Below are 21,333 nucleotides of genomic sequence, written 5' to 3' on the forward strand. Positions count from 1 at the left end.
ATAAAAATTTAAACCCGAAGATATTCTCTATTCCTTATCAAGAATTGCTTTTAGGTTAAACGATAACCGTATACCAAAGGCATCATAATTTCCTTTGCGGAAAGAGGTGAAAGCTCCTACATTAACAAGATTAATTAAGTCTACCGAATATCCAATTTCGGTATACAGATTGAGATCAGGGGTATATAAGTTCTTGAAATGTAAGTTTTCGGTCATAGGAAGCGATTGCAGAAAAGATAATCGCTTCAATAATAAATATTGACTTTGATAATTGAATTGCGATCTAATCCAATAACGATTGGTTGATGCTTCGTAATTACCGAGTAGAGTATAGGTGTCAAACGGAAAATCGGTCAATGAGTATTTTCTTGATGTATTGAAATGTTGATAATCTGCAAAGTGAGTTCTACTGGTACTTCCTAAGAAGCTTCCCCCTTCTACCAAATAATCGATATCATTGAAATAGCTTATTTTTATTTTCTGGGAGATACTTCCTTGTAGCTTTCTATATCTTGAATTGTTTTTGAGCCACGATGAAAATCCTTCATTATATTCGACTGTGAATGTAGGTGAGGTAATTTTCCGATACACTTTTCGCCCTTTATATATAGAGTAGTATGCGTATGGAGAATAGGTGAGCTTAACGGAATAAGAAACAGCATCGAAACGATCGTCTGGATATAAGTTTGGTTTGATTTTGTCTTTATTACCCCAAATACCCCAATCGCTATGATTAGAGAGACCTGACCGTTTTGCAATTTCAAAACCTGTTGTCAGTTGTAAGCCATTAGCTAAATCGATACTGTTTTGAGTATTGACGAAATCTTCCTGATAAAAATAACTATCACTCTTTCTAAATAGAGCAGAACTAACGGTATTATCGAGGCGTGAGATACCATTGGGGTTGAAATCTTCCGAAATAGATGCTGCCGAAATATTCAGTTTTCCGAGTTTTAGAGGGGCATAAGTAAATGCCAGATCACTGCCATAAAGAATCTCTTTTCGTCCGGTAGTATAATATGCATAAGGCGATATTGTAAGCTTTCTATTCTCGTTGAATCGTATATTCATTTTAGCCCTTTGTCCGAGCCATGCGCCATCAACAAAGTTATATTCACGAAAAGCACGGATCAGTCCACCATATTCGAAATTAATACGTGCAGTATCACTGCCTACGCGTCCTCCCATTACAATATCAAACGGTTTGAAAGTGGGAGAGTGGTATTCTTTCTTCAAAGAGTCTACATATTGTTGTATAGAATCTTTTTTCTGATAACTACGAATTTCGGTGCTGTCAAGAGCGATTGTTCTGATTTTGTCCCAGTACGATAAATCTCTTTTGGTAGCCATACTATCGGTGATGGTAGTATAAAGAGTGTCTCTTTTTATTTCGAAATTTCGTTTAGTTGTTTTTTTCTTCGATAGTTGTTTGACTATCTCTTTGTTGACCTCAATATCTGTATATTTCAACGATGAGAAATAATTCATCGTACCACTTGTACCTAAGATATCAAACTTCCCCGTTAGTGAGTAAGATATGGGCAGATATACCTGAGGAGAAACTTCTTCGTATGAGATTACAAAATCTTGTTTCATACCGAATATATCGTGAGAAAGTTCTGCATATTGAACGTGCCATGTATCATCTGCTATATATAGGTAACCATCAATTAGTTGGGGGTTTTTGTATTTAGCTTCAAACTTTATTTTATTTATGGTCATCCCATTTTCCTCATTAAAGCCTTCGTATTTATATCTGTAATATTTGAAAGCATCTTTGTTGAGGGGTGATATATTTTGATTGAGTAATGGGGAATATATAGAAGCATTCATTATTCTGAAAGATTCTTTCGGGTCGAAATTATCAGGAATAGTACTCGAAAATGCTTTTACTGTCTGTGTATACTTTTCGGGAGCTACGAATTGAAGTTCATTAAAAGATTCTTGCAAAAACACATTGTTTTTAAAGTCTGAGATTTTCAAACCATCTTCCGAAGCCAGTTTGTCAATAAGTTTCGATACTGTGAAAAGCTCCATGTTGGCTTTTATATACACATCGGCAGTGTATTTGTTTGCTGCACTGAGATGGCGTGGTGCTTCTGCTATTGCTTTTCGGATGATTACATAGGCAGGATCTTCGGTGTTGGTTATAGTAACTTCTTTCAATTCGTAGGCATCCTCTTCCATAATAATGTGGAGGTCAATCGGATTGTTCTTTACTTCTATTGTCCGCAAAACGGGTTTATAGCCGAGGCAACGGAAGGTGATATTGTATGTTCCATTGGAGAGAGTTGTTTGAAACTCGCCTTTCTCATCGCATATAAGACCTTGGTTTATCTCCTTTATGAAGATATTGCTGCCGTATAATGGCTGTTGTTTTTTATCTGTTATTTTCCCCGTAAAATTCTGAGAGAATAGAGTTTGTGATAATAATATAGAGAGAAGGATAAGGTGTAATTTGTACATTCCGAATAGCTGTTAATTAACAAAGACTTTAGTCTGTCTCTTTTAAGCAAATATATAATGAAATTTTATATCTCGAAATCGTTTGTAATCAAATACAGCAAATTAATTGACAGATAGTATTCCAACTTATTATTTATTGTTATTTTTGTATCATTATGGTCTTAGACCTTTATTGCTTGGGTACGTATTAATGTAGTTTGTTACTCAAATGAAAAGCAGTAAATAGTTGAAATTACTTAATTGAAAAATATTTTAAAAAACTAAAATGCTCACTGTCGAAAAGATTGGAGGCACTTCAATGTCTCAGTTTCAGGATGTTTTGACTAATATTATCAAAGGAGAACGTACTCCGGATGACTATTATAATCGAATATTTGTTGTTTCTGCATATAACAATGTGACCAACTGGTTGTTGGAACACAAAAAGACCGGAGATCCCGGTGTATATGTTCAATTTCTTAGAAATGAAGATTATAGCATTGGTCTTGATGGTCTTTGCCAACGATTAGTACATATCAATAAAGCTTTTGCGGAAATAGGTCTAAATCAGGCTGAAGCAAAAGAGTTTATTGAGTATCGTATCAAGCAGGCAAAAGTGATGCTATATAGTTTGAGTAAAGTATTAGCCTCGGGATATGTAAATACCGAAGATATATGCTTAGCTGCCCGCGAAATTTTAGCTTCGATAGGTGAAGCTCATTCTGCGTGGAACTCGGTAAACATATTGAACAACAATGGTATTACTGCACGTTTTGTAGATCTCTGTGGTTTTAATGATTCCCTTCCTTTGACTATTGACGAACGTATTGCAAAAGCTTTCGATGGAATAGAGTTTGATAAGGTATTGTGTATTGCTACGGGCTATACTAAAGGAACCGAGGGTATTATGAGGGCTTTTGATAGAGGATATACAGAAGTTACTTTTAGTAAAATAGCAGTACAGGTAAAAGCAGATGAGGCTATTATCCATAAAGAATATCACTTGTCGAGTGCCGATCCAGGTATCGTAGGTGTTGATAAAGCAGTACCTGTGGGACATACCAATTATGTAATTGCCGATCAATTGGCAGATATTGGTATGGAGGCAATACATCCAAAAGCAGCTAAACCTCTGGAATTGGCTGGTATAAATATAAGAATCAAAAATACTTTTGAACCGAATCATCCCGGAACCCTTATTACTCGCGAATATGTATCTCCTGACGCTAAAGTGGAGATTGTATCGGGAACTACTAAGGTTATTGCGGTGGAAATACATGACCCTATGATGGTGGGCGAGGTTGGCTTTGACTTACGTATTATGACTCATTTTGCGAAATTTGGCGTGAGTTATATTCTTAAATCGACCAATGCCAACTCTATAACTATGGTTGTATGGGAAAATGCCAAGTCAAAAGAGTTGATTTTAGACTTGAGACAGAGCTTTTATCAAGTACGCACCGAGTCTGTTGCCATTATTTGTGTCATGGGTACAAATATAGCAATGCCTGGCTTCTTATATAAAGCCTCTAAAGCTCTGTATGAGCAAAATATAAACATTGAAAGCTTCGGGCAATCGCTGCGTCAGGTAAACATGCAGTTTGTTATTCGTCGCGAACGATATAATGATGCAGTTATAGCACTGAATGAAGCTTTATGCTTTCATAAATAACGAAAACATGTTATAAAGCATGCTTTTTGATTAAGATAAAATTAAGATAGAATTAAGTTTAGTTAATTTTAGAAAGAAATTATTGAGCTTTCTTGTATAAAAGAATATAACTGTTACTTTTGCAAAAGTATAATTGAGTCGTAGAAATAAGAATTTGATACCAAAGAGAGCCTTGATGTATAAGCTGACAATTGTGTTGGGTCCGAAATGCCGTTTTAATCAGATCACTTCTCTTAATAAGCTACTAAAAGCATAGTTTGAGTGCACCTTAGTTAACCAAAAAGAATATTGGTTATGCTTTTTCTGTGTTTTGAATAAAAATGGCAATTATACACCGTTTTTTAAGGTAAATGATTGCTATCATTGAATCAATTTATATATTTGTACTTAGAACGCTTCTATTAAAGAAAACGATTCTGGATACAAATTGAGAAAATGGATATTTTATATTACGAAAATTAAATATTTGAATATTACTAATTAATTTAAACAATTTATTTATTACTATTATGGAAACTAAACCACAAAAAACAAAATCTAGATCTAAAGGAGTATCGGCAGGATTGGTGATCGTTGGTTGTGCTATCGTTGCTTTCTGCTTTTTCTTTTTTGTCTGCGGAAATCCTTCTGGATTTGATGAAAAAGGACATCCACACCCAGGTAACGTATTTGCAACTCTATACCAAGGAGGTTATGTAATTCCTATCGTTATTACTCTTCTTTTAACAGCATTAAGCTTATCTGTTGAAAGATTTTTCGCATTAAACAGAGCTAGCGGAAAAGGTAGTGTACCTCAATTCGTAGCAGAAGCTAAAGCTAAATTAGAAGCTGGTGATATTACTGGTGCTGAAAAATTGTGTGATGCACAAAAAGGTTCAGTAGCTAATATCCTAAAAGCAGGTTTAGTTAGATACAGAGACGTAGAAACTTATACTGACATGAATAATGATGAGAAAGCTCAAGTTATTCAAAAAGAAATTGAAGATGCTACAACTCTTGAACTTCCATATTTGGAGCAAAACTTATCAGTAATCGCTACTATTTCAACACTAGGTACATTATTCGGACTATTAGGTACGGTACTTGGTATGATCAAATCGTTCCAGGCTATGGGTAACGAAGGTGCACCAGATTCAACAGCTCTAGCGGTTGGTATCTCTGAGGCTCTTATGAACACAGCGATGGGTATCGGTACAGGTGCGGTTGCTATTATTTTCTATAACTATTTCCAAGGAAAAGTTAAAGATGTTACAGATGCAGTAAATGAAGTAGGTTTTGCTATTGGCCAAACTTATACTTCTAAGCACGGAAAATAATTATCATTTTTTATGATGAATGATTGTGGAATCAAATAAAAGTTCCACTCTATTAAGTAAGAAAAACAAGAAGAAATGAGTAAAGTAAAAGTAAAAAAACAGGATACGTTCATCGACATGACGGCGATGAGTGATGTGACTGTTCTCTTGTTGACATTCTTCATGCTTACTGCTAACTTCATCCCTAAAGAGCCAATTCAGGTGCAAACACCTGCTTCGGTATCTGAAGTGAAAATTCCTGAATATGATGTCATGACTATTTTGATTGACCCACAAGGACAGGTTTTTATGAATTTAGACAAAGCCGATGATAAAAGAAAAGTGCTAGAAAGTATTGGTAAACAGTATAATCTTACATTTACTCCAAAGCAAATTACTTCTTTTGTAAATCAGACTCACATAGGTATGCCTATAGGTCGTTTGCAAGCATTCCTTGATCTTCCTATGGATGAGCAAGACGAATTGATGAAGAAGTTTGGTATCCCAACTGATACTATTATCAGTCCTAACAACCAATTGGCTGTTTGGGTTACTACTGCAACAGAAGTAAATGAAAATTTATCTATTGCTATCAAAGCAGATCAAAGCACTCCTTATTCTTTGGTGAAGAATGTAATGTCTACGTTGCAAGACTTAAAAAAGAACAGATATAGTTTGATAACAACTCTTAAGACAATGCCTGCAGGAGTTTAATTGTAAAACTTTAATATTAAAACAGAAAGATTATGGCAAGTGCTGATACCGGTGGCGGTGAACAAAAAAAAGGCCAGCCCCAGAAAATCAATCTACGTGTAGACTTTACACCGATGGTTGATATGAACATGCTTTTGATTACTTTCTTTATGTTCTGTACAACTTTGAGTAAGCCTCAGACGATGGACATCGTAATGCCAACAAAAGATAAGGATCTTACAGAAGAAGATAAAAATCAGGTAAAAGCTTCTAAAGCAATTACTGTGATACTTGGAGAGAAAGATAAAATTTATTACTATGAAGGTGAACCTGATTATAACGATTTTAATACTCTAAAAGTAACAGATTATTCTCCTGAAGGTTTTAGAGCATTATTGTTGCAACGCAACTCTGATGCTGTGGCTAAGATAAGAGAACTAAGGATTGATAGAGCAAAGAAGAAAATTACAGAAGAAGAATTCAAAGAGCAATCTAGTGAAATAAAAAATGCGAAAGATGGTCAGGTAGTTGTAATAAAACCAACAAACGGGGCTTCGTATAAAAATTTAGTAGACGTGCTTGATGAAATGCAAATCTGTAGTATTGGAAAATATGCTATTGTAGAAATGGCTGATGGAGATAATTTCTTAGTACAGAATTTTGAGTCCAAAGGCGCATTATCAGCTCAGACTGGAGGAAAATAAATCACATATTTAATAACATAAAAATGGGAAAAGATATTAATTTAAATTCCTCTGAATGGCGTGATATAGTATTCGAAGGCAAAAATAAAAGTTATGGAGCGTACGAGTTACGTAGCTCTTCTTCAAAAAGACACGTTGTTGCATTTATTGTAGTACTTGTTTTTGTAGGAGTAGTAGCTGCACTACCTGCTTTCCTTGACGCTGTGAAAGCTAATCAACAGATTGCTGGAATAGATGACTCTTTCGAATTATCGAATATAGCCAATGTAGAGGAACAGGTTCCGGAAGAAAACATTATACGTCAGGAAACCGCACCACCTCCCCCCCCTTTGAAGGCGACTATCCAGTTTACACCTCCTGTTATTACAGAAGATAGTAAAGTGAATGAAGATAAAGAAATGAAATCTATCGAGGAGTTAAACGAGAAGAAAGATATTCAAATCTCTATTGCAACTGTAGAAGGAACCAATGACAAAAACGCTGTAGATATTGCAGAATTGAAAGAGCATAAAGTGATTGTTGAAGATAAGGAACCTGAAAAACCTTTCGTCAGCGTAGAGCAAATGCCTCAATTCCCAGGTGGAGATGTTGAATTAATGAAATTCATTAATGGAGGTATCAAATACCCAACTATTGCAGCAGAAAATGGAATTGAAGGACGTGTTGTAATTCGTTTCGTAGTTGGAAAAGATGGTAACGTATCTGATGTACAAGTTGTAAGATCTCTTGATCCTTCTTGTGATAAAGAAGCGGTAAGAGTAGTAAAAACAATGCCTAAATGGGTACCTGGTAAACAAAATGGACGTAATGTGCCAGTTTATTACACGCTACCTGTATTGTTTAAACTGCAAAAATAAGAGTATGTATGGCTTCATATAAGAAGTTACATAAATCATAATGTAAAAGAGAGAAGTTGATGATATTTTATATGGATTCACTTCTCTTTTTTAAAATATAAGCGAATGAAAGAAGAGAAAAAAAATGGTGTTACATTTAAGCTGATTTGGAATATTATCATGTTTGTGATATATCTGGGTATAGCCTATTTGATAGCTTTTACCCCCATGCTTTTACCTTACAATTATAGAGGAAACGATCCTCATGATGACTTTGTGATACCTCGTATCGTATTAGGAGTAGGGGTTACTGTATATGCTTTGTTTAGAGGGTATCGCTTGTTAAAGGAAAGAAAGTAGTTTTTAGTTAGCGAAGTTTTTATTTAATTATTATAATTTATGAGAAAAGTTGGTTTATTTTGTATGTTGTTATTAATAACAATTTTCTCAGCGTGTAATAGCGGGCAAATCAAAATTACACGAACTGATACTCCCACAAGTGGAGTAGCCGAGATCGCTGTAGATGATTGCTTTGCTCCCATAATTCAAGAACAGATAGATGTATTTGAAGCTTTGAACGATGAGGCGTCAATCATTCCTGTTTTTGCAAACGAAGTAGAAGTAATAAATTTACTTTTAAAAGATAGTGTCAGACTAATCATTGCAGCACGCGATCTTACTGATGCTGAAAGACAAGGCTTGTTGAATAAGAAATTGCAAGCTCGTTCGCAAAAGATAGCAATAGACGGTATTGCTTTAATCATTAACCAAGAAAATACGGATTCACTGATAAGTGTGTCTGCACTGAAAAAGATAATGACAGGCGAGATTGATTCATGGAAATCTATCAATCCGCAATCTAAATATGATAAGATTTCGGTTGTATTTGACAATCCGAATTCAAGTACAGTTCGTTTTATTAAAGATTCAATAAACAGAGGCGAACCTTTGGCGGAAACTTTAAGAGCTCAAGAGAATAACAGAGCCGTTTTAGATTACGTTGCTAAAACACCTAATGCAATGGGGGTAATAGGAGTGAACTGGATTAATAATCCGGGAGATACTACTAATTTGAGTTTTACTAATAAAATTAGAGTAATGTCAGTTAGTAAGAATGATAATCCTACTATCCAGAATAGTTTTCAGCCATTTGCTGCTTATTTGGCACTAGGAGAATATCCTTTGAGACGTGATGTGTATGTAATACTATCAGATCTTAGAGAAACATTGCCTGCTGGTTTTACCAGTTTTGTGGCAGATGATAGAGGACAGAGAATTATCTTGAAAGCTGGTTTAGTACCTGCAACAAGACCTATGAGATTGATCTCGGTTAAAGAAAGCTTTTAATAGCATTGAATGCTATGGGCTTTAATTAAAAGAAGTAAATAAACTATATTATAAGATTTAACGATGAAAAAAAAGTATTTATTAGGAGCTTTCCTCGGTTTATTACTTAGTTCTCCAATTTTTGCGCAAAGCAATATTGGTGCAGACTATTTAAATACTGGAGAGCTAAAAGTTGCAAGAGAAATTTTTGAAAAGCAAATAAGTCAATCTCCGGCAGAAGCTTATTATTACTTAGGTGAAGTGTCTTACAGCGAAGGTAATATGGCTGAAGCTAAAGCTAATTTTGAAAAAGGATTGGCTGCATCACCAGACTTCGTTCTTAATAATGTTGGTCTAGGTAAAATTTTATTGAAGACCAATCCTAAAGAAGCAGAAGATCAGTTTTCTATTGCTTTGAAAAAGGATAAAAAAGATGTAGCAGTACTTGTTGCAATTGCTCGTGCATATTATGACAATAATATGAAAGAAAAAGGCGATTCAAAATTGGCTGATGCAAGAAAGGCTGATAAAAAAGCTCCTGCTATTTATATCCTAGAAGGAGATTTGAAAGCTAAAACAAATGTAGGAGAGGCTGCTGGTAGCTATGCTCAGGCATATACTTTCGATCCTACTTCTGCTGTGGCTTATATTAAAACAGCGCAAGTTTACGAAAGTGTAAATCCTACTTTAGCTGTAGAAATGTTGCAGAAAGCTATTGAGATCAATCCAGATTATACTTTAGCTTATAAATATTTAGGAAGTATATATTCTCATACAGGTCGTTTTAATGACGCGATTGAGGCATATAAAAAATATTTTGCACACGGATCGTATGATGTTGCAGACCTAACTCGTTATGCTGGCGCATTGTATTTTACAAAACAATATGAAGAGGCTAAGAAATTGATTAATGAAGGTATCTCTAAAGAGCCTAACAATTTTGTACTAAATCGTCTTTTAATGTATAGCTACCTTCAATCTAAAGACTATGCGAATGGATTGGTTGCTGCTGAGAAATTTTTCTCTTTAGATAAAGGTACTAGTGAGTATATAGTTCAAGATTATATGACTTATGGTGAATTGTTGAGCAAGAACGATCAGCTAGATAAAGCTTTGCTTCAATACGATGCTGCTATTAAATTAGATCCTTCTAAATCGGCAGTTTATAAAGATATAGCTATTGCTTGTGCTGATGCTGGACAGTACGCTGATGCTGCAAAATATTACCAACAATATATTGAGAAAGCAGATCCTGCAACTTTAGAAGCTACAGATTTCTTCACTTTAGGAAGATATTCTTACCTATTTGGAAGTAGTACTATAAAGGATGCTGATCCTGCTGTGGCTGCACTAGCTAAAGAATCTTTGCTTAACGCAGATAAAGCTTTTGCTACTGTCACTGAAAGAATTCCTGATAGCTATTTAGGATATTTCTGGAGAGCACGTACAAATGCATTATTAGATCCTGAGACTACAGAAGGTTTAGCTAAACCATATTATGAGCAAGTTGCTTCTATTATAGTAGGAAAAGGCGATGGTAGTAACCCTACTGAATTACTTGAAGCTTATCAGTACCTAAGCTATTATTACTATTTACTATTCGATAAATCGAAAAGTGCTAGTGATAAAGAGCAAGTGAAATTGTATAGCGAAAAAATGTTGGAGTTAGATCCAGCTAATACAGTAGCTCCTCAATTACTTGATGCTATTAAATAAGATTTATTTATCTTAATATATAAAAGATTGATACATAATTTTGTATCAATCTTTTTTGTTTCCAAAAATAAAGATACCTTTGTATCAGTTTACGGTGGATAGATTTGTACGATTGCAACCACAAGAAAAAATGCTAAAATAAATTATTCTTCATTTTTTTCTGCAACACTACATTTTGCTCCTCTTTTATTTTAATCAAAATAAAACTTAAGAGATATGAGTTATTTATTTACATCGGAGTCCGTTTCTGAGGGACATCCCGATAAAGTAGCAGACCAAATTTCGGATGCATTGTTAGACGAATTTTTGGCTTACGATCCAAATTCTAAAGTAGCGTGCGAAACTTTGGTAACAACTGGTCAGGTTGTATTAGCCGGAGAAGTTAAATCACAAGCATATATAGATGTGCCCGAAGTTGCTCGTAATGTTATCGAGCGTATTGGGTATACAAAGAGCGAATACCAGTTCGAAGCTAAATCGTGTGGTGTATTATCTGCCATACATGAGCAATCGGATGATATAAATAGGGGAGTCGATAAGAAAGCCGATCCTATGGATCAAGGTGCAGGCGATCAAGGTATGATGTTTGGTTATGCAACCAATGAGACCGATAATTATATGCCTTTAGCTTTAGACTTATCTCATGCGTTGTTGCTTGAATTGGCTGCTATTCGCAAGAATGAGTTAGCTTTGATGCCATACCTTCGTCCCGATGCAAAATCTCAGGTTACTATTGAGTATGATGATAATGGTACTCCTTTGCGTATAGATACGATTGTAATATCAACTCAACATGACGATTTTGGTAGTGACCAAGAAATGCAGGATTTGATTCGTAAGGATGTGATAAATATATTGATTCCTAGAGTTAAAGAAAAGTATAAATTCCGCGAAGACATTATCAATCTGTTCGATGGTAACATCACTTATCATGTTAACCCTACTGGTAAATTTGTGATTGGTGGTCCTCATGGAGATACTGGGTTAACAGGTCGTAAAATTATCGTTGATACTTATGGTGGTAAAGGTGCTCATGGTGGTGGTGCTTTCTCTGGAAAAGACCCTTCTAAGGTAGACCGTTCGGCTGCTTATGCAAGTCGTCACATTGCTAAAAATTTGGTTGCAGCAGGTGTTGCTTCCGAAGTTTTGGTACAGGTTTCGTATGCTATTGGAGTTGCTAAACCTATGAATATTTATGTGAATACTTACGGAAAGGCTAATGTGAAGCTTTCGGATGGTGAGATAGCGAAGGTTGTAGAACAACTATTTGATATGCGCCCTAAAGCTATAGAAGATCGCTTGAAGCTTAGAAACCCTATTTATTCAGAAACTGCGGCTTATGGTCATATGGGACGCGAGCCTCAGGTTGTGACTAAGGTATTTAAGTCAAGATATAATCCTGAGCCAAAAGAAATAAAGGTTGAATTATTTACTTGGGAGAAACTTGATTCGGTTGACGTAATTAAAAAAGCGTTTAATCTGTAATAGAGATATAAGATTTTGATAGTATAATTTTTCAGTGAAAAAGCTGAAACTTCTATACTTATAAAATCTATAAATAGGTTTTAGACCTTAATAAATAAAAAAAGTGGTGCATCCTTGATGATTTTATCTCAAGGATGCATTGTTATAACTATCTTTGTGGCGAATTTAATTTTACATAACGTTTGAATCCCGAGGTAACAACATATTATGTGATAGACAGCGTACAAATTGCCGAATCTAATAAAGATCAGGCGGTTTATAATTCGTTGTTTGCATTTGAAAAAGATACTAGCCTATTCTTTACAAAAGATAAACTTGAAGCTCGTTATGGTGTTGTTACTACTAAAGCTCAAGCGGAGGGAGGGCATGAAGGTGTTACAAAAATATTTACTTTAGAGCAGGACGATGGAGTTCTGGCATTGCTGGTACTTTGTTTTCTCTTTTTTACACGTATTTTTAAAGGTGGCTTTACATTCTTTAAGGAGAATATTCGTCTGCTTTTTTCAACGAGAGAGAGTTTAAACTTATTCAGTGAAACTACTGTAACAGAATTTTGGTTTAATTTTATTCTGATTTTCCAAACTATATTACTCAGTGCTATTGTAATCTTTGATATATTTTTGGAGTCGGATGAGTATAAAGTCCCGCAGCATAGCTTCTATACAATTATTTTGTTTATGGTGGCTATTTTGGTCTTCCTACTCTTGAAATATTTATTTTACAGAGCTTTGGGCTATTTGTTTGATATACGCGAGCAGCTTAGAATATGGTTGAGAAGTTGTACGATAGTCTTATCTATGGCTGGTATTATTGCTTTCATACCTACATTGATGATGGTATATTCTCAAAATTACCACCATTATTTGCTAATATTCTTCCTTGGGCTGTTCATTATCTCGCAGTTAATACTTTTTTATCGAGTTATAACTTTTTTTTTACAAGGGAATGTTAATTTTTTCTTTTTGATTGCCTACCTTTGTGGCGTGGAAATTATACCTTATATAATATTGTATCAGGTATTGATTTATTTGTATAAAGTTGATCTAATTGGTTTATTATGGCTTTGAAAATAAAAAGAGTGCTGATCTCCCAACCGAAACCGGCAACTGAAAAGTCTCCTTATTTCGATATTGCAGAGAAATATAATGTAGTAATTGATTTTAAACCTTTTATAAAAGTAGAAGGTCTTGATGCAAAAGAGTTTAGACAGCAGCGTATTAATATTCAAGATTATACGGCTATAGTCTTTACAGCGAAAGTGGCGATAGATCATTTCTTCTCGTTATGTGAAGAAATGAGGATAGTAATGCCGGAAACGATGAAATATTTTTGTATTTCGGAGTCGGTAGCACTTTACTTACAAAAGTATATCGTATATCGTAAACGTAAGATATTCTTTAGTACTACGGGAAAGATGGATGGTTTGGCTCCTTCATTGGTGAAACATAGCAAGGAAACTTTTCTGGTACCAGTATCAGATATGCACAATGATGACATGACGAATGTTTTGGATGATAAGAAAATTTCTTATACCAAAGCAGTAATGTATCGTACTGTAAGTACCGAGTTTACACCTGAGGAAATTAAACAGTATGATATGCTTGTATTCTTCAGTCCTTTAGGGGTATTGTCTTTATTCAAGAATTATCCTGAATTTGAACAAGGTGAAATAGCTATTGGTAGTTTTGGTGCAACAACGGCAAAAGGTGTGCGTGATGCTAATTTACGACTCGATTGCGAAGCTCCTTTACCTGGTGTTACTTCTATGACAGCAGCTTTGGAGGCTTTTATAAAAGAGAATCATAAGAAGAAATAAGTTTTACTTATATATAATGTGAAGAGCTTGATTTTTTATTATAAAAAATCAAGCTTCTTTTAATAAAGTCTCAACCCTTTCTATTGCTTTGGCTAGTATATCTATACTTTTTATGGATGAACATATAGGGGCAATATTTTATATTATTTATTGGTATTGAAAATGAGTGAAGAATTTATTGACAAAGATTTAGGGAAAATTGCTATAATAAGAAATGTTCGGGCAAAAAGTGTGATTGCTCGTCGTAAATCGGGTTATATTCAATTGACGGTGCCTGATAGATTTTCTATGAAGCAAATTTCGGAAATTTTTCAGAAAATGAAACCTCGCCTCGAAGTACTACCCGAAAAACCTGTTATTAAATTTTCTGCAGATTCTTCATTTCAGACTTTTAGTTTTTCGCTAAGTATAGAAGAGAGAAAGATTAAAAAACATTATATGACTCTTAAGGATGATACATTGTATATAGTATGTCCTGAAAATACGGATTATAATGATTCGGGGGTGCAGGATGTTATTCGTAATTGTATCGAAAAAGCGATGAGACACGAAGCTAAGCGTATTTTTCCTGCAAAACTAACTACTTTGGCGAAACAATATAATTTTACTTATACCGATCTTAAAATAAATAAGAGCAGATCCCGATGGGGAAGCTGCTCCTCTAAAAAAGCTATCAATCTTTCTTATTTTTGTTGCGTATTGCCCGAATATCTTATCGATTTTGTAATGTTGCACGAGCTGTGTCACACAATAGAAATGAATCATGGAGAAAGATTCTGGCAACTATTGGATAGTGTAACTAATGGGAAAGCAAAGCAACTGACTCTTGAATTGAATAAATCACAAGTGCATTGGTAAAATGTGTTACCCGTTCAGTGAATCTTTTCCGAAACAAAAAGGTAACAAATCTCTTATAGAATCTACCTCATAAATATGTTTTTCTCCATACATGATAATTTGGATGGGAGTATCATATCTGTTTTCAACTTCAACAAGTACTTGGCGACACGAGCCACAAGGAGCGCAAATATCTTTAGTGAAGCTTCCTTTAGTCTGGGCAGCGATGGCTATTGCTTTGACAGCCAGATTTGGATAGTGTGCATTCGCATAAAAAAGAGCAGTGCGTTCGGCACATATTCCTGAGGGATAGGCTGCATTTTCTTGATTGTTTCCTGTTACAATAGTGCCGTCTTCGAGCAATACTGCTGCTCCGACATGAAACCCTGAATAGGGTGCATATGCTGAATTTGTAGAATTTTTAGCTTTTTCTATCAAATCTTTCTTCTCATTTGAGCATTCTATTAGGCTATAAACTCTTATTTTTGTAAGCAATTCTAAACTTTCCATCAATTATTACTGTTTATTGTTTGTAGATAACAGTCAAAGATATAAAAAAATAGAGATGACATACATATTTGAAAGAAAAGGTATTTTGAGATTATTGGTATTAGGAATGGTATTGATGCTGTTTCCATATGCTATTATGGGTGCTGAAAGAAAGCGAAATACATTTTATGATGATTATATTGATAAATATAAAGATTTGGCGATAAGCCATATGAAGAAATATAAAATACCTGCAAGTATTACTCTTGCTCAGGGATTATTAGAGTCTGGTGCAGGGAGAAGTTCTCTGACAGTTAGATCAAATAATCATTTTGGAATAAAATGTCATAATGGATGGAAAGGCGAATCGGTAATAGCAGCGGATGATACGCCTAACGATTGTTTTAGAAAATATAAGAAAGCTGAAGATTCGTTTGACGATCACTCTCGATTTTTGAGCGAGAAACAGCGATATAGCGATTTATTTTCATTAGGTATAACAGATTACAGAGGGTGGGCGAGAGGCTTACAAAAGGCGGGTTATGCTACTGATAAGGCTTATGCTAACAAGTTAATCAAGCTGATTGAGGATTATGAGTTATACAGATTCGATAAAAAAGGAGGTAAACGTGATGCTGAGCGAGAAGAGATTCAGATTATCACACCCGTTTCATCATCAGGTGTAAGGCATACGCCTTATAAAACTCATGGCTTGGTATATGTAGTTGCTCAGAGGGATGATACTTATGCTTCTATTGCCAATGAATTTGGCTTTAAGGTGAAAGATCTTTGTGAATACAATGAAGTACCTGAAAACTTCCCTATTCAAGAAGGGGATTTGATTTATTTCCAGAAAAAGAAGAAAAAAGCTGATAAGCCCTACTACGAACATGTTGTTCAAGTGGGAGAATCTATGTATAGCATCTCTCAATTATATGGCGTAAAAGTAAGCAATCTCTATAAGATGAATAAAAGAGACTTCGAATATGTACCTGTGGAAGGTGATATCTTAAGATTGAGGTGAGTATTGTAAATTAGGCTGTTGCTTAAGTGCTTTTTTGTTTCTATTCCAGAGTATTTTTATTACTGAATTTGTATATCCTAGTTTGATTAATAGCCATTTAGGATTTCTCATGGAAACCCTCAGAGTACGTTTCCAGGTGAGTAGGTTTTGCATGTTATTATTTGTGTAATATTGTTGTATGTTGTTTCTAGCATCACTGAGATCGTTATTTAAATTTTTATTGCGAAGTTCATTTTTTATTGAGTGATAATAGAAACTTACAATAGTATTATTATTTAGAGTGATTAACTCAGGATATCCTTTAGCATATTTTTCTAATATTTTAGGAATAATCTTATGAACTACAGTTACACTATGTATGTATTCTTTGTGATAATTTCGAATTAAAGAAGCTGTGTTAACTCTGTAATTATAATATTTTTGAGTTAGTACTACTAAGTTGTTTGCCTTGGCTAATGTTTCAATGAAAAAAGGTTTGTCTTCTACTACTGAAATATTGTAGAATGATATATCTTTTATAATTTCTCGGCGAATGCATAATGACCATACACTGGCCATCTGACCTAAGCTTATGCGATGTGTACCTAAAAAAAGAGGTAATAACTGACTCTTTATTTCGAACTCATTATATATAGTTTTATCAATATCTTTTTTTTCAGGATAAGGCATATAGAAAACATCAATAGTGTTTATTGATTGTTTAATTTTGCTAACTATATCTGAGTACATCCCTTGATCTATCCAGTCATCTGAATCAATAAAACTTATATAATCTCCTGTTGCATATTTTAGCCCGAGATTCCTAGCAGCAGCTACCCCTTGGTTTTCTTGATGTAAAACCTTTACACGTTGATCTTTTAGTGCATAATTATTGCAAATTGGACCTGAAGTATCGGTACTGCCATCATTGATTAATATAACTTCGAGGTTTGTATAGTCTTGGTTTAATACGCTATCAATACACTCATGTAAATAATTTTCAACATTATATACTGGTATTATAACTGATATTTTAATATTGGTTTCAAGCATGTTTAATTTGTGATATAATATTATCTAAGATTGATTAATGCTTGGAATGTTGCATTGTATATCGTCTTTTTTAGTGAAAAACTAAAATTTTAGAATGAAAAATAAAGTCAAGGCTCTGCAAACTGCAAGAGTCTTGACTTTTATTGAAATAATATATTACTTTTTAGAAGTTATATCCGATACCAATACCTATGATTTCTTTGAATTGAACTCTGGGTCCTCTTTTTGTTCTGTCTTCACTGATAGCTTTTATATCGTCATCATATTTCAAACTGGTATTGACATTTGCATTGAGGTATTTATTGATTTTCATATTTATCAATACATTCCAATCGATGTCTATATTACCGAAACTATCGTCGTAAGCAGTAAAGAAATTCGCATCGGTCATCAATTTCACATTTTGCATAATTTCTTTTTGATATGTTCCACGTAAAAAGGTACCAAATTCAGCTCTGAATTTATCTCCGGGAGTTACTCCAAAAAATCCTCTGTCAGAAAGAAAGTCATCATTCACAAACGTGAATTTTCCGGCAGTAGGAGAGAAGTATAGTGTGTAATATGAATCCTTAGGTCTTAATTCAAGACCTACCGAAACATTAGAATATGCAGGAGCCATAAATTTAGATATATACTCATCTTTGTTTGGATAGTTATAGCCTTTACTAAACTGAGTCTTAAAATCGGCCATAACAGTGTAGAACCATTTATTATCGGTGCTATATCCGAGTTGTGTTGTAAAGTCTATCTTATCGGTTGCTTTTTGAGAGCCTCCCGCTTTTGTTCTGGTAAGACCATATTCTAAAATCAAGAGGTTGTTCCACAACCAGTCGCCCTTTCGGTATTGTAAATTACCATTAAAAACAGCATTACCGGCTACGGCATTATCTCCTCCGGCAGACCAGTTAGATAAAGATGTTTGAGAAAAGTTTAGAGATGCAATACCATTGTGTTTCCATGGTGATATATTTGTGCTGTCTGTTTCTTGTGTTGCATCTTGTGCAGACAGTCCTAGTACCGAAAGAGCCAAAGAGGCGGCTAAAAATAATCTTTTCATAATTACTTCGCTTTAATTAGTAATAAAATTAGTTACATTCTTTGTGTTAGTCATATTTTGCGGCAAAGATAGGACGAATACACAGGTTTTCTATTTATTCCTTGCTATTTTCAAGACATTATTCGATTAACACTATATAAGATATTTTTGTTCATTTAAACTTATTAACAGATTTAGACATAGCATTGCTATAAAATGTTGAAAATTCTCTTGATAGGACATAATTCATTATATTTGCAGGCACTAATTGATATGTTGAAAATAGTAGGTGAATTAAGAACTGTTTAATAACGATGAGCGTAATTTTTATTTCTTATGAGAGAACATTGTTAGATCAGGTAGAGTTAGATGCTACCTTTTCTTGTTCTAAATGTGGTTCTGATAAATGGTTATTAAATACCGTAGAAACTAAGGTCTCCGTTTTGCTTGGAAATACAAGAATGGTGAAAGCCAGTGTTGTTTGTAAAGGTTGTGAAAAAAAGATAGCTAAAAAATACCTAAGCTCATCAATTAGTGATTTGGCGGCAAGTAAGGAGAAAGAGTTTAAGCTTTCTTTCTTGAAAAGATTCGGTTTTATTATCTTGTTACTGGTTCTTTTCACAGGAATAATGTCTTATGCTATTATCGATACTGTTGTAGATCATAATAGGGTGGTGAAGGATGCAAAGGAAAATTTTGCGAAAGCGTATGGTATAGAGGCTAAACAGGTGTGGCTAGAAAACATTCAACCGGGAGATTTTATTCTTTGTAATAAAGATTATTATGATCCGGCAAGAGTATTTGAGGTAAAGGAAATAAAAGAAGACTCTTTGGTTCTTACCGAGTTTGAACAAACTATACCTAGAAGTGAATTTGAAGATGTAGATAAATTGAATCAATTGGTATTAGGTACTGGAGATTCTCGAGAGATAGAAATAAGTCGAAGGAATTTTAATCGAAATATTATTGAGATTGACGACTCGGGTCTTAATAATCTCATGGTACAACAAATAAGAAAGAAGAAGTAAATAAATATAAAAATATATGTCAGTAGAAGATAAAAAGATTATTTTTTCGATGATTGGTGTAAGCAAGACTTACCCTCCACAAAAACAAGTGTTGAAAAACATTTACCTGTCGTTTTATTATGGGGCAAAGATTGGTATTATCGGTCTGAATGGATCGGGTAAATCTAGTTTGCTGAAAATTATAGCAGGTATTGAAAAAGAATTTCAAGGCGAGATAGTTTCAGATAAGGCTTTTAGTGTAGGCTATCTGGAGCAAGATCCCAAATTAGATCCGACTAAAACCGTAAAAGAAATAGTTCAAGAAGGTGTTCAACCTATTATTGACGTTTTGGCGGAATACGAAGCAATCAATGAGAAATTTGGTTTGCCTGAGTATTATGAGGATGCCGATAAAATGGATGCTCTATTTGCACGCCAAGCTGAACTTCAAGATAAAATAGATGCTGCTGATGCTTGGAATTTAGATAATAAACTGGAGCGTGCAATGGATGCTTTACGTTGTCCGGATGAAGATCAATTGACAGAGAATTTATCAGGAGGAGAAAAACGTCGAGTTGCTCTTTGCCGTCTTTTGTTACAAGAACCTGATGTATTATTGCTTGATGAGCCTACCAACCACTTGGATGCAGAATCTATTGATTGGTTAGAACAACATTTACAACAATATAAAGGTACAGTAATCTGTATTACTCACGACCGTTACTTCTTAGATCACGTAGCAGGTTGGATTCTTGAACTAGATCGTGGTGAAGGTATTCCTTGGAAAGGAAACTATACATCATGGTTAGAGCAAAAGACCAAACGTATGGAGCAGGAAGAGAAACAAGTGAGCAAACGCCGCAAAACATTGCAACATGAGTTGGAGTGGGTGAGAATGGCACCAAAAGCTCGTCAGGCTAAAGGTAAAGCTCGTTTGAATTCGTATGAGAAATTGATGAATGAAGACCAAAAAGAGAGAGAAGAGAAATTAGAGATATTTATTCCTAATGGTCCTCGTTTGGGTAATAAAGTGATAGAAGCACATGGTGTATCTAAAGCTTATGGTGATAAACTATTATTTGATAATCTTAATTTTTCGCTTCCTCCCAATGGTATCGTAGGTATTATCGGACCCAATGGTGCGGGAAAAACAACCCTTTTCCGTTTGATTCAAGAGCTTGAAACAGCAGATAAAGGAACATTCGAGGTAGGTGAGACTGTAAAAACAGCTTACGTAGATCAGGCTCACGAATCTATCGATCCTGCAAAAACGGTATATCAAGTAGTATCTGATGGTTCTGATTTTATCAGAGTTGGAGGAAAAGAAATAAATTCGAGAGCTTATTTGTCTCGCTTCAATTTTGCGGGTGGCGATCAGGAAAAACTTTGCGGAGTATTATCAGGTGGTGAGCGTAATCGCTTGCATTTGGCTCTTACTCTAAAAGCCGAAGCTAACGTTTTGTTGCTGGATGAGCCTACCAATGATATTGATATAAATACATTACGTGCATTAGAAGAAGGTTTAGAGAATTTTGCAGGATGTGCGGTAGTAATTTCCCACGACCGTTGGTTCTTAGACCGTATCTGTACACACATTCTTGCTTTTGAAGGTAATTCGGAAGTATTTTATTTTGAAGGATCATATAGCGAATACGAAGAAAATAAAAAGGCTCGTTTAGGTAATGTTGAGCCTAAGCGTGTACGTTATCGCAAACTAATGTAATGATTTCGAAGAAATGTTTATTACTTTTGCTTCCGAAAGGTTATTAAAGTAATAAAATAAACAGGTGATCTGTTTATCGAAAAATCCAAATATAGAGAAGATTAGGGGCTTTAATGCCCCTGTTTTCCCTTTTAGGATAGATTTTTGACAAAATGTAAAGATTCGAATGAGGATATCCATCATATACAATTTAAGAA

The 21,333-nt window shown here is 34.6% G+C and carries 19 protein-coding genes; 15 read left to right on the forward strand and 4 right to left on the reverse strand.

Annotated features, from left to right (window positions below):
* Positions 1-27: 27 nt before the first annotated feature.
* The gene (locus IR022_RS02760) at positions 28-2,466 is read right to left on the reverse strand and encodes a DUF5686 and carboxypeptidase regulatory-like domain-containing protein (protein WP_194202509.1); all 2,439 of its coding nucleotides are present in this window, start codon (positions 2,464-2,466) and stop codon (positions 28-30) included.
* A 265-nt stretch (positions 2,467-2,731) separates the two neighbouring features.
* Between IR022_RS02760 and IR022_RS02765 the strand changes: the two genes are divergently transcribed.
* The 12 genes from IR022_RS02765 to IR022_RS02820 all read left to right on the forward strand — a co-directional run bounded on the left by IR022_RS02765 (position 2,732) and on the right by IR022_RS02820 (position 14,846).
* Positions 2,732-4,117 (forward strand): aspartate kinase, encoded by a 1,386-nt coding sequence (locus IR022_RS02765; protein ID WP_194202510.1) that lies wholly within the window; start codon positions 2,732-2,734, stop codon positions 4,115-4,117.
* A 509-nt stretch (positions 4,118-4,626) separates the two neighbouring features.
* A complete protein-coding gene (locus IR022_RS02770) occupies positions 4,627-5,433 on the forward strand; it encodes a MotA/TolQ/ExbB proton channel family protein (protein WP_050710169.1) in 807 nt (268 codons plus the stop codon).
* Between the two features lie 75 nt (positions 5,434-5,508).
* Positions 5,509-6,126 carry an ExbD/TolR family protein gene (locus tag IR022_RS02775; RefSeq protein WP_050710168.1) on the forward strand — a complete coding sequence of 206 codons (618 nt, stop codon included), beginning with the start codon at positions 5,509-5,511 and terminating at the stop codon, positions 6,124-6,126.
* A 29-nt stretch (positions 6,127-6,155) separates the two neighbouring features.
* Positions 6,156-6,809: an ExbD/TolR family protein gene (locus IR022_RS02780; RefSeq protein ID WP_373419310.1), complete on the forward strand. Its 654-nt coding sequence runs from the start codon at positions 6,156-6,158 to the stop codon at positions 6,807-6,809.
* A 23-nt stretch (positions 6,810-6,832) separates the two neighbouring features.
* A complete protein-coding gene (locus IR022_RS02785) occupies positions 6,833-7,666 on the forward strand; it encodes an energy transducer TonB (RefSeq protein WP_050710166.1) in 834 nt (277 codons plus the stop codon).
* A 105-nt stretch (positions 7,667-7,771) separates the two neighbouring features.
* On the forward strand, positions 7,772-8,005 hold the full coding sequence (locus tag IR022_RS02790) for a hypothetical protein (RefSeq protein WP_194202511.1): 234 nt from the start codon (positions 7,772-7,774) through the stop codon (positions 8,003-8,005).
* 39 nt (positions 8,006-8,044) lie between these two features.
* Positions 8,045-8,992: a PstS family phosphate ABC transporter substrate-binding protein gene (locus IR022_RS02795; RefSeq protein ID WP_050710164.1), complete on the forward strand. Its 948-nt coding sequence runs from the start codon at positions 8,045-8,047 to the stop codon at positions 8,990-8,992.
* A 63-nt stretch (positions 8,993-9,055) separates the two neighbouring features.
* Positions 9,056-10,687, forward strand: coding sequence for a tetratricopeptide repeat protein (locus tag IR022_RS02800; protein ID WP_194202512.1), 1,632 nt, complete (start codon positions 9,056-9,058; stop codon positions 10,685-10,687).
* A 216-nt stretch (positions 10,688-10,903) separates the two neighbouring features.
* The gene (metK, locus tag IR022_RS02805; RefSeq protein ID WP_050710162.1) at positions 10,904-12,172 is read left to right on the forward strand and encodes a methionine adenosyltransferase; all 1,269 of its coding nucleotides are present in this window, start codon (positions 10,904-10,906) and stop codon (positions 12,170-12,172) included.
* Between the two features lie 182 nt (positions 12,173-12,354).
* Positions 12,355-13,239: a DUF4271 domain-containing protein gene (locus tag IR022_RS02810; RefSeq protein WP_050710161.1), complete on the forward strand. Its 885-nt coding sequence runs from the start codon at positions 12,355-12,357 to the stop codon at positions 13,237-13,239.
* Positions 13,236-13,988 (forward strand): uroporphyrinogen-III synthase, encoded by a 753-nt coding sequence (locus tag IR022_RS02815; protein WP_050710172.1) that lies wholly within the window; start codon positions 13,236-13,238, stop codon positions 13,986-13,988. The genes IR022_RS02810 and IR022_RS02815 overlap by 4 nt, the downstream gene beginning before the upstream one ends.
* A 162-nt stretch (positions 13,989-14,150) precedes the next feature.
* On the forward strand, positions 14,151-14,846 hold the full coding sequence (locus tag IR022_RS02820; protein ID WP_194202513.1) for a M48 family metallopeptidase: 696 nt from the start codon (positions 14,151-14,153) through the stop codon (positions 14,844-14,846).
* 6 nt (positions 14,847-14,852) lie between these two features.
* Here the strand turns inward: IR022_RS02820 and cdd are convergent, their stop codons facing one another.
* Positions 14,853-15,335, reverse strand: a complete 483-nt coding sequence (gene cdd, locus IR022_RS02825) for a cytidine deaminase (protein WP_050710159.1) — start codon at positions 15,333-15,335, stop codon at positions 14,853-14,855.
* 55 nt (positions 15,336-15,390) lie between these two features.
* On the opposite strand from cdd, the gene IR022_RS02830 reads away from it, so the two are divergent.
* Positions 15,391-16,338, forward strand: a complete 948-nt coding sequence (locus tag IR022_RS02830) for a glucosaminidase domain-containing protein (RefSeq protein ID WP_194202514.1) — start codon at positions 15,391-15,393, stop codon at positions 16,336-16,338.
* Here the strand turns inward: IR022_RS02830 and IR022_RS02835 are convergent.
* Together IR022_RS02835 and IR022_RS02840 are read right to left on the reverse strand one after the other, a co-directional pair.
* On the reverse strand, positions 16,324-17,370 hold the full coding sequence (locus tag IR022_RS02835; RefSeq protein WP_194202515.1) for a glycosyltransferase family 2 protein: 1,047 nt from the start codon (positions 17,368-17,370) through the stop codon (positions 16,324-16,326). The two genes, IR022_RS02830 and IR022_RS02835, sit on opposite strands and share 15 nt — an antisense overlap.
* Before the next feature lie 163 nt (positions 17,371-17,533).
* Positions 17,534-18,427 (reverse strand): DUF3078 domain-containing protein, encoded by an 894-nt coding sequence (locus tag IR022_RS02840; protein WP_194202516.1) that lies wholly within the window; start codon positions 18,425-18,427, stop codon positions 17,534-17,536.
* Positions 18,428-18,720: 293 nt separating this feature from the next.
* On the opposite strand from IR022_RS02840, the gene IR022_RS02845 reads away from it, so the two are divergent.
* The gene (locus tag IR022_RS02845; RefSeq protein WP_050710155.1) at positions 18,721-19,434 is read left to right on the forward strand and encodes a hypothetical protein; all 714 of its coding nucleotides are present in this window, start codon (positions 18,721-18,723) and stop codon (positions 19,432-19,434) included.
* Positions 19,435-19,450: 16 nt separating this feature from the next.
* Entirely contained in the window at positions 19,451-21,136 is a 1,686-nt protein-coding gene (gene ettA, locus IR022_RS02850; protein ID WP_050710154.1) for an energy-dependent translational throttle protein EttA, read from the forward strand.
* Positions 21,137-21,333: the final 197 nt, after the last annotated feature.

Origin of the sequence: Dysgonomonas sp. GY617, assembly GCF_015233815.1 — a bacterium.
Lineage (GTDB): Bacteria > Bacteroidota > Bacteroidia > Bacteroidales > Dysgonomonadaceae > Dysgonomonas_A.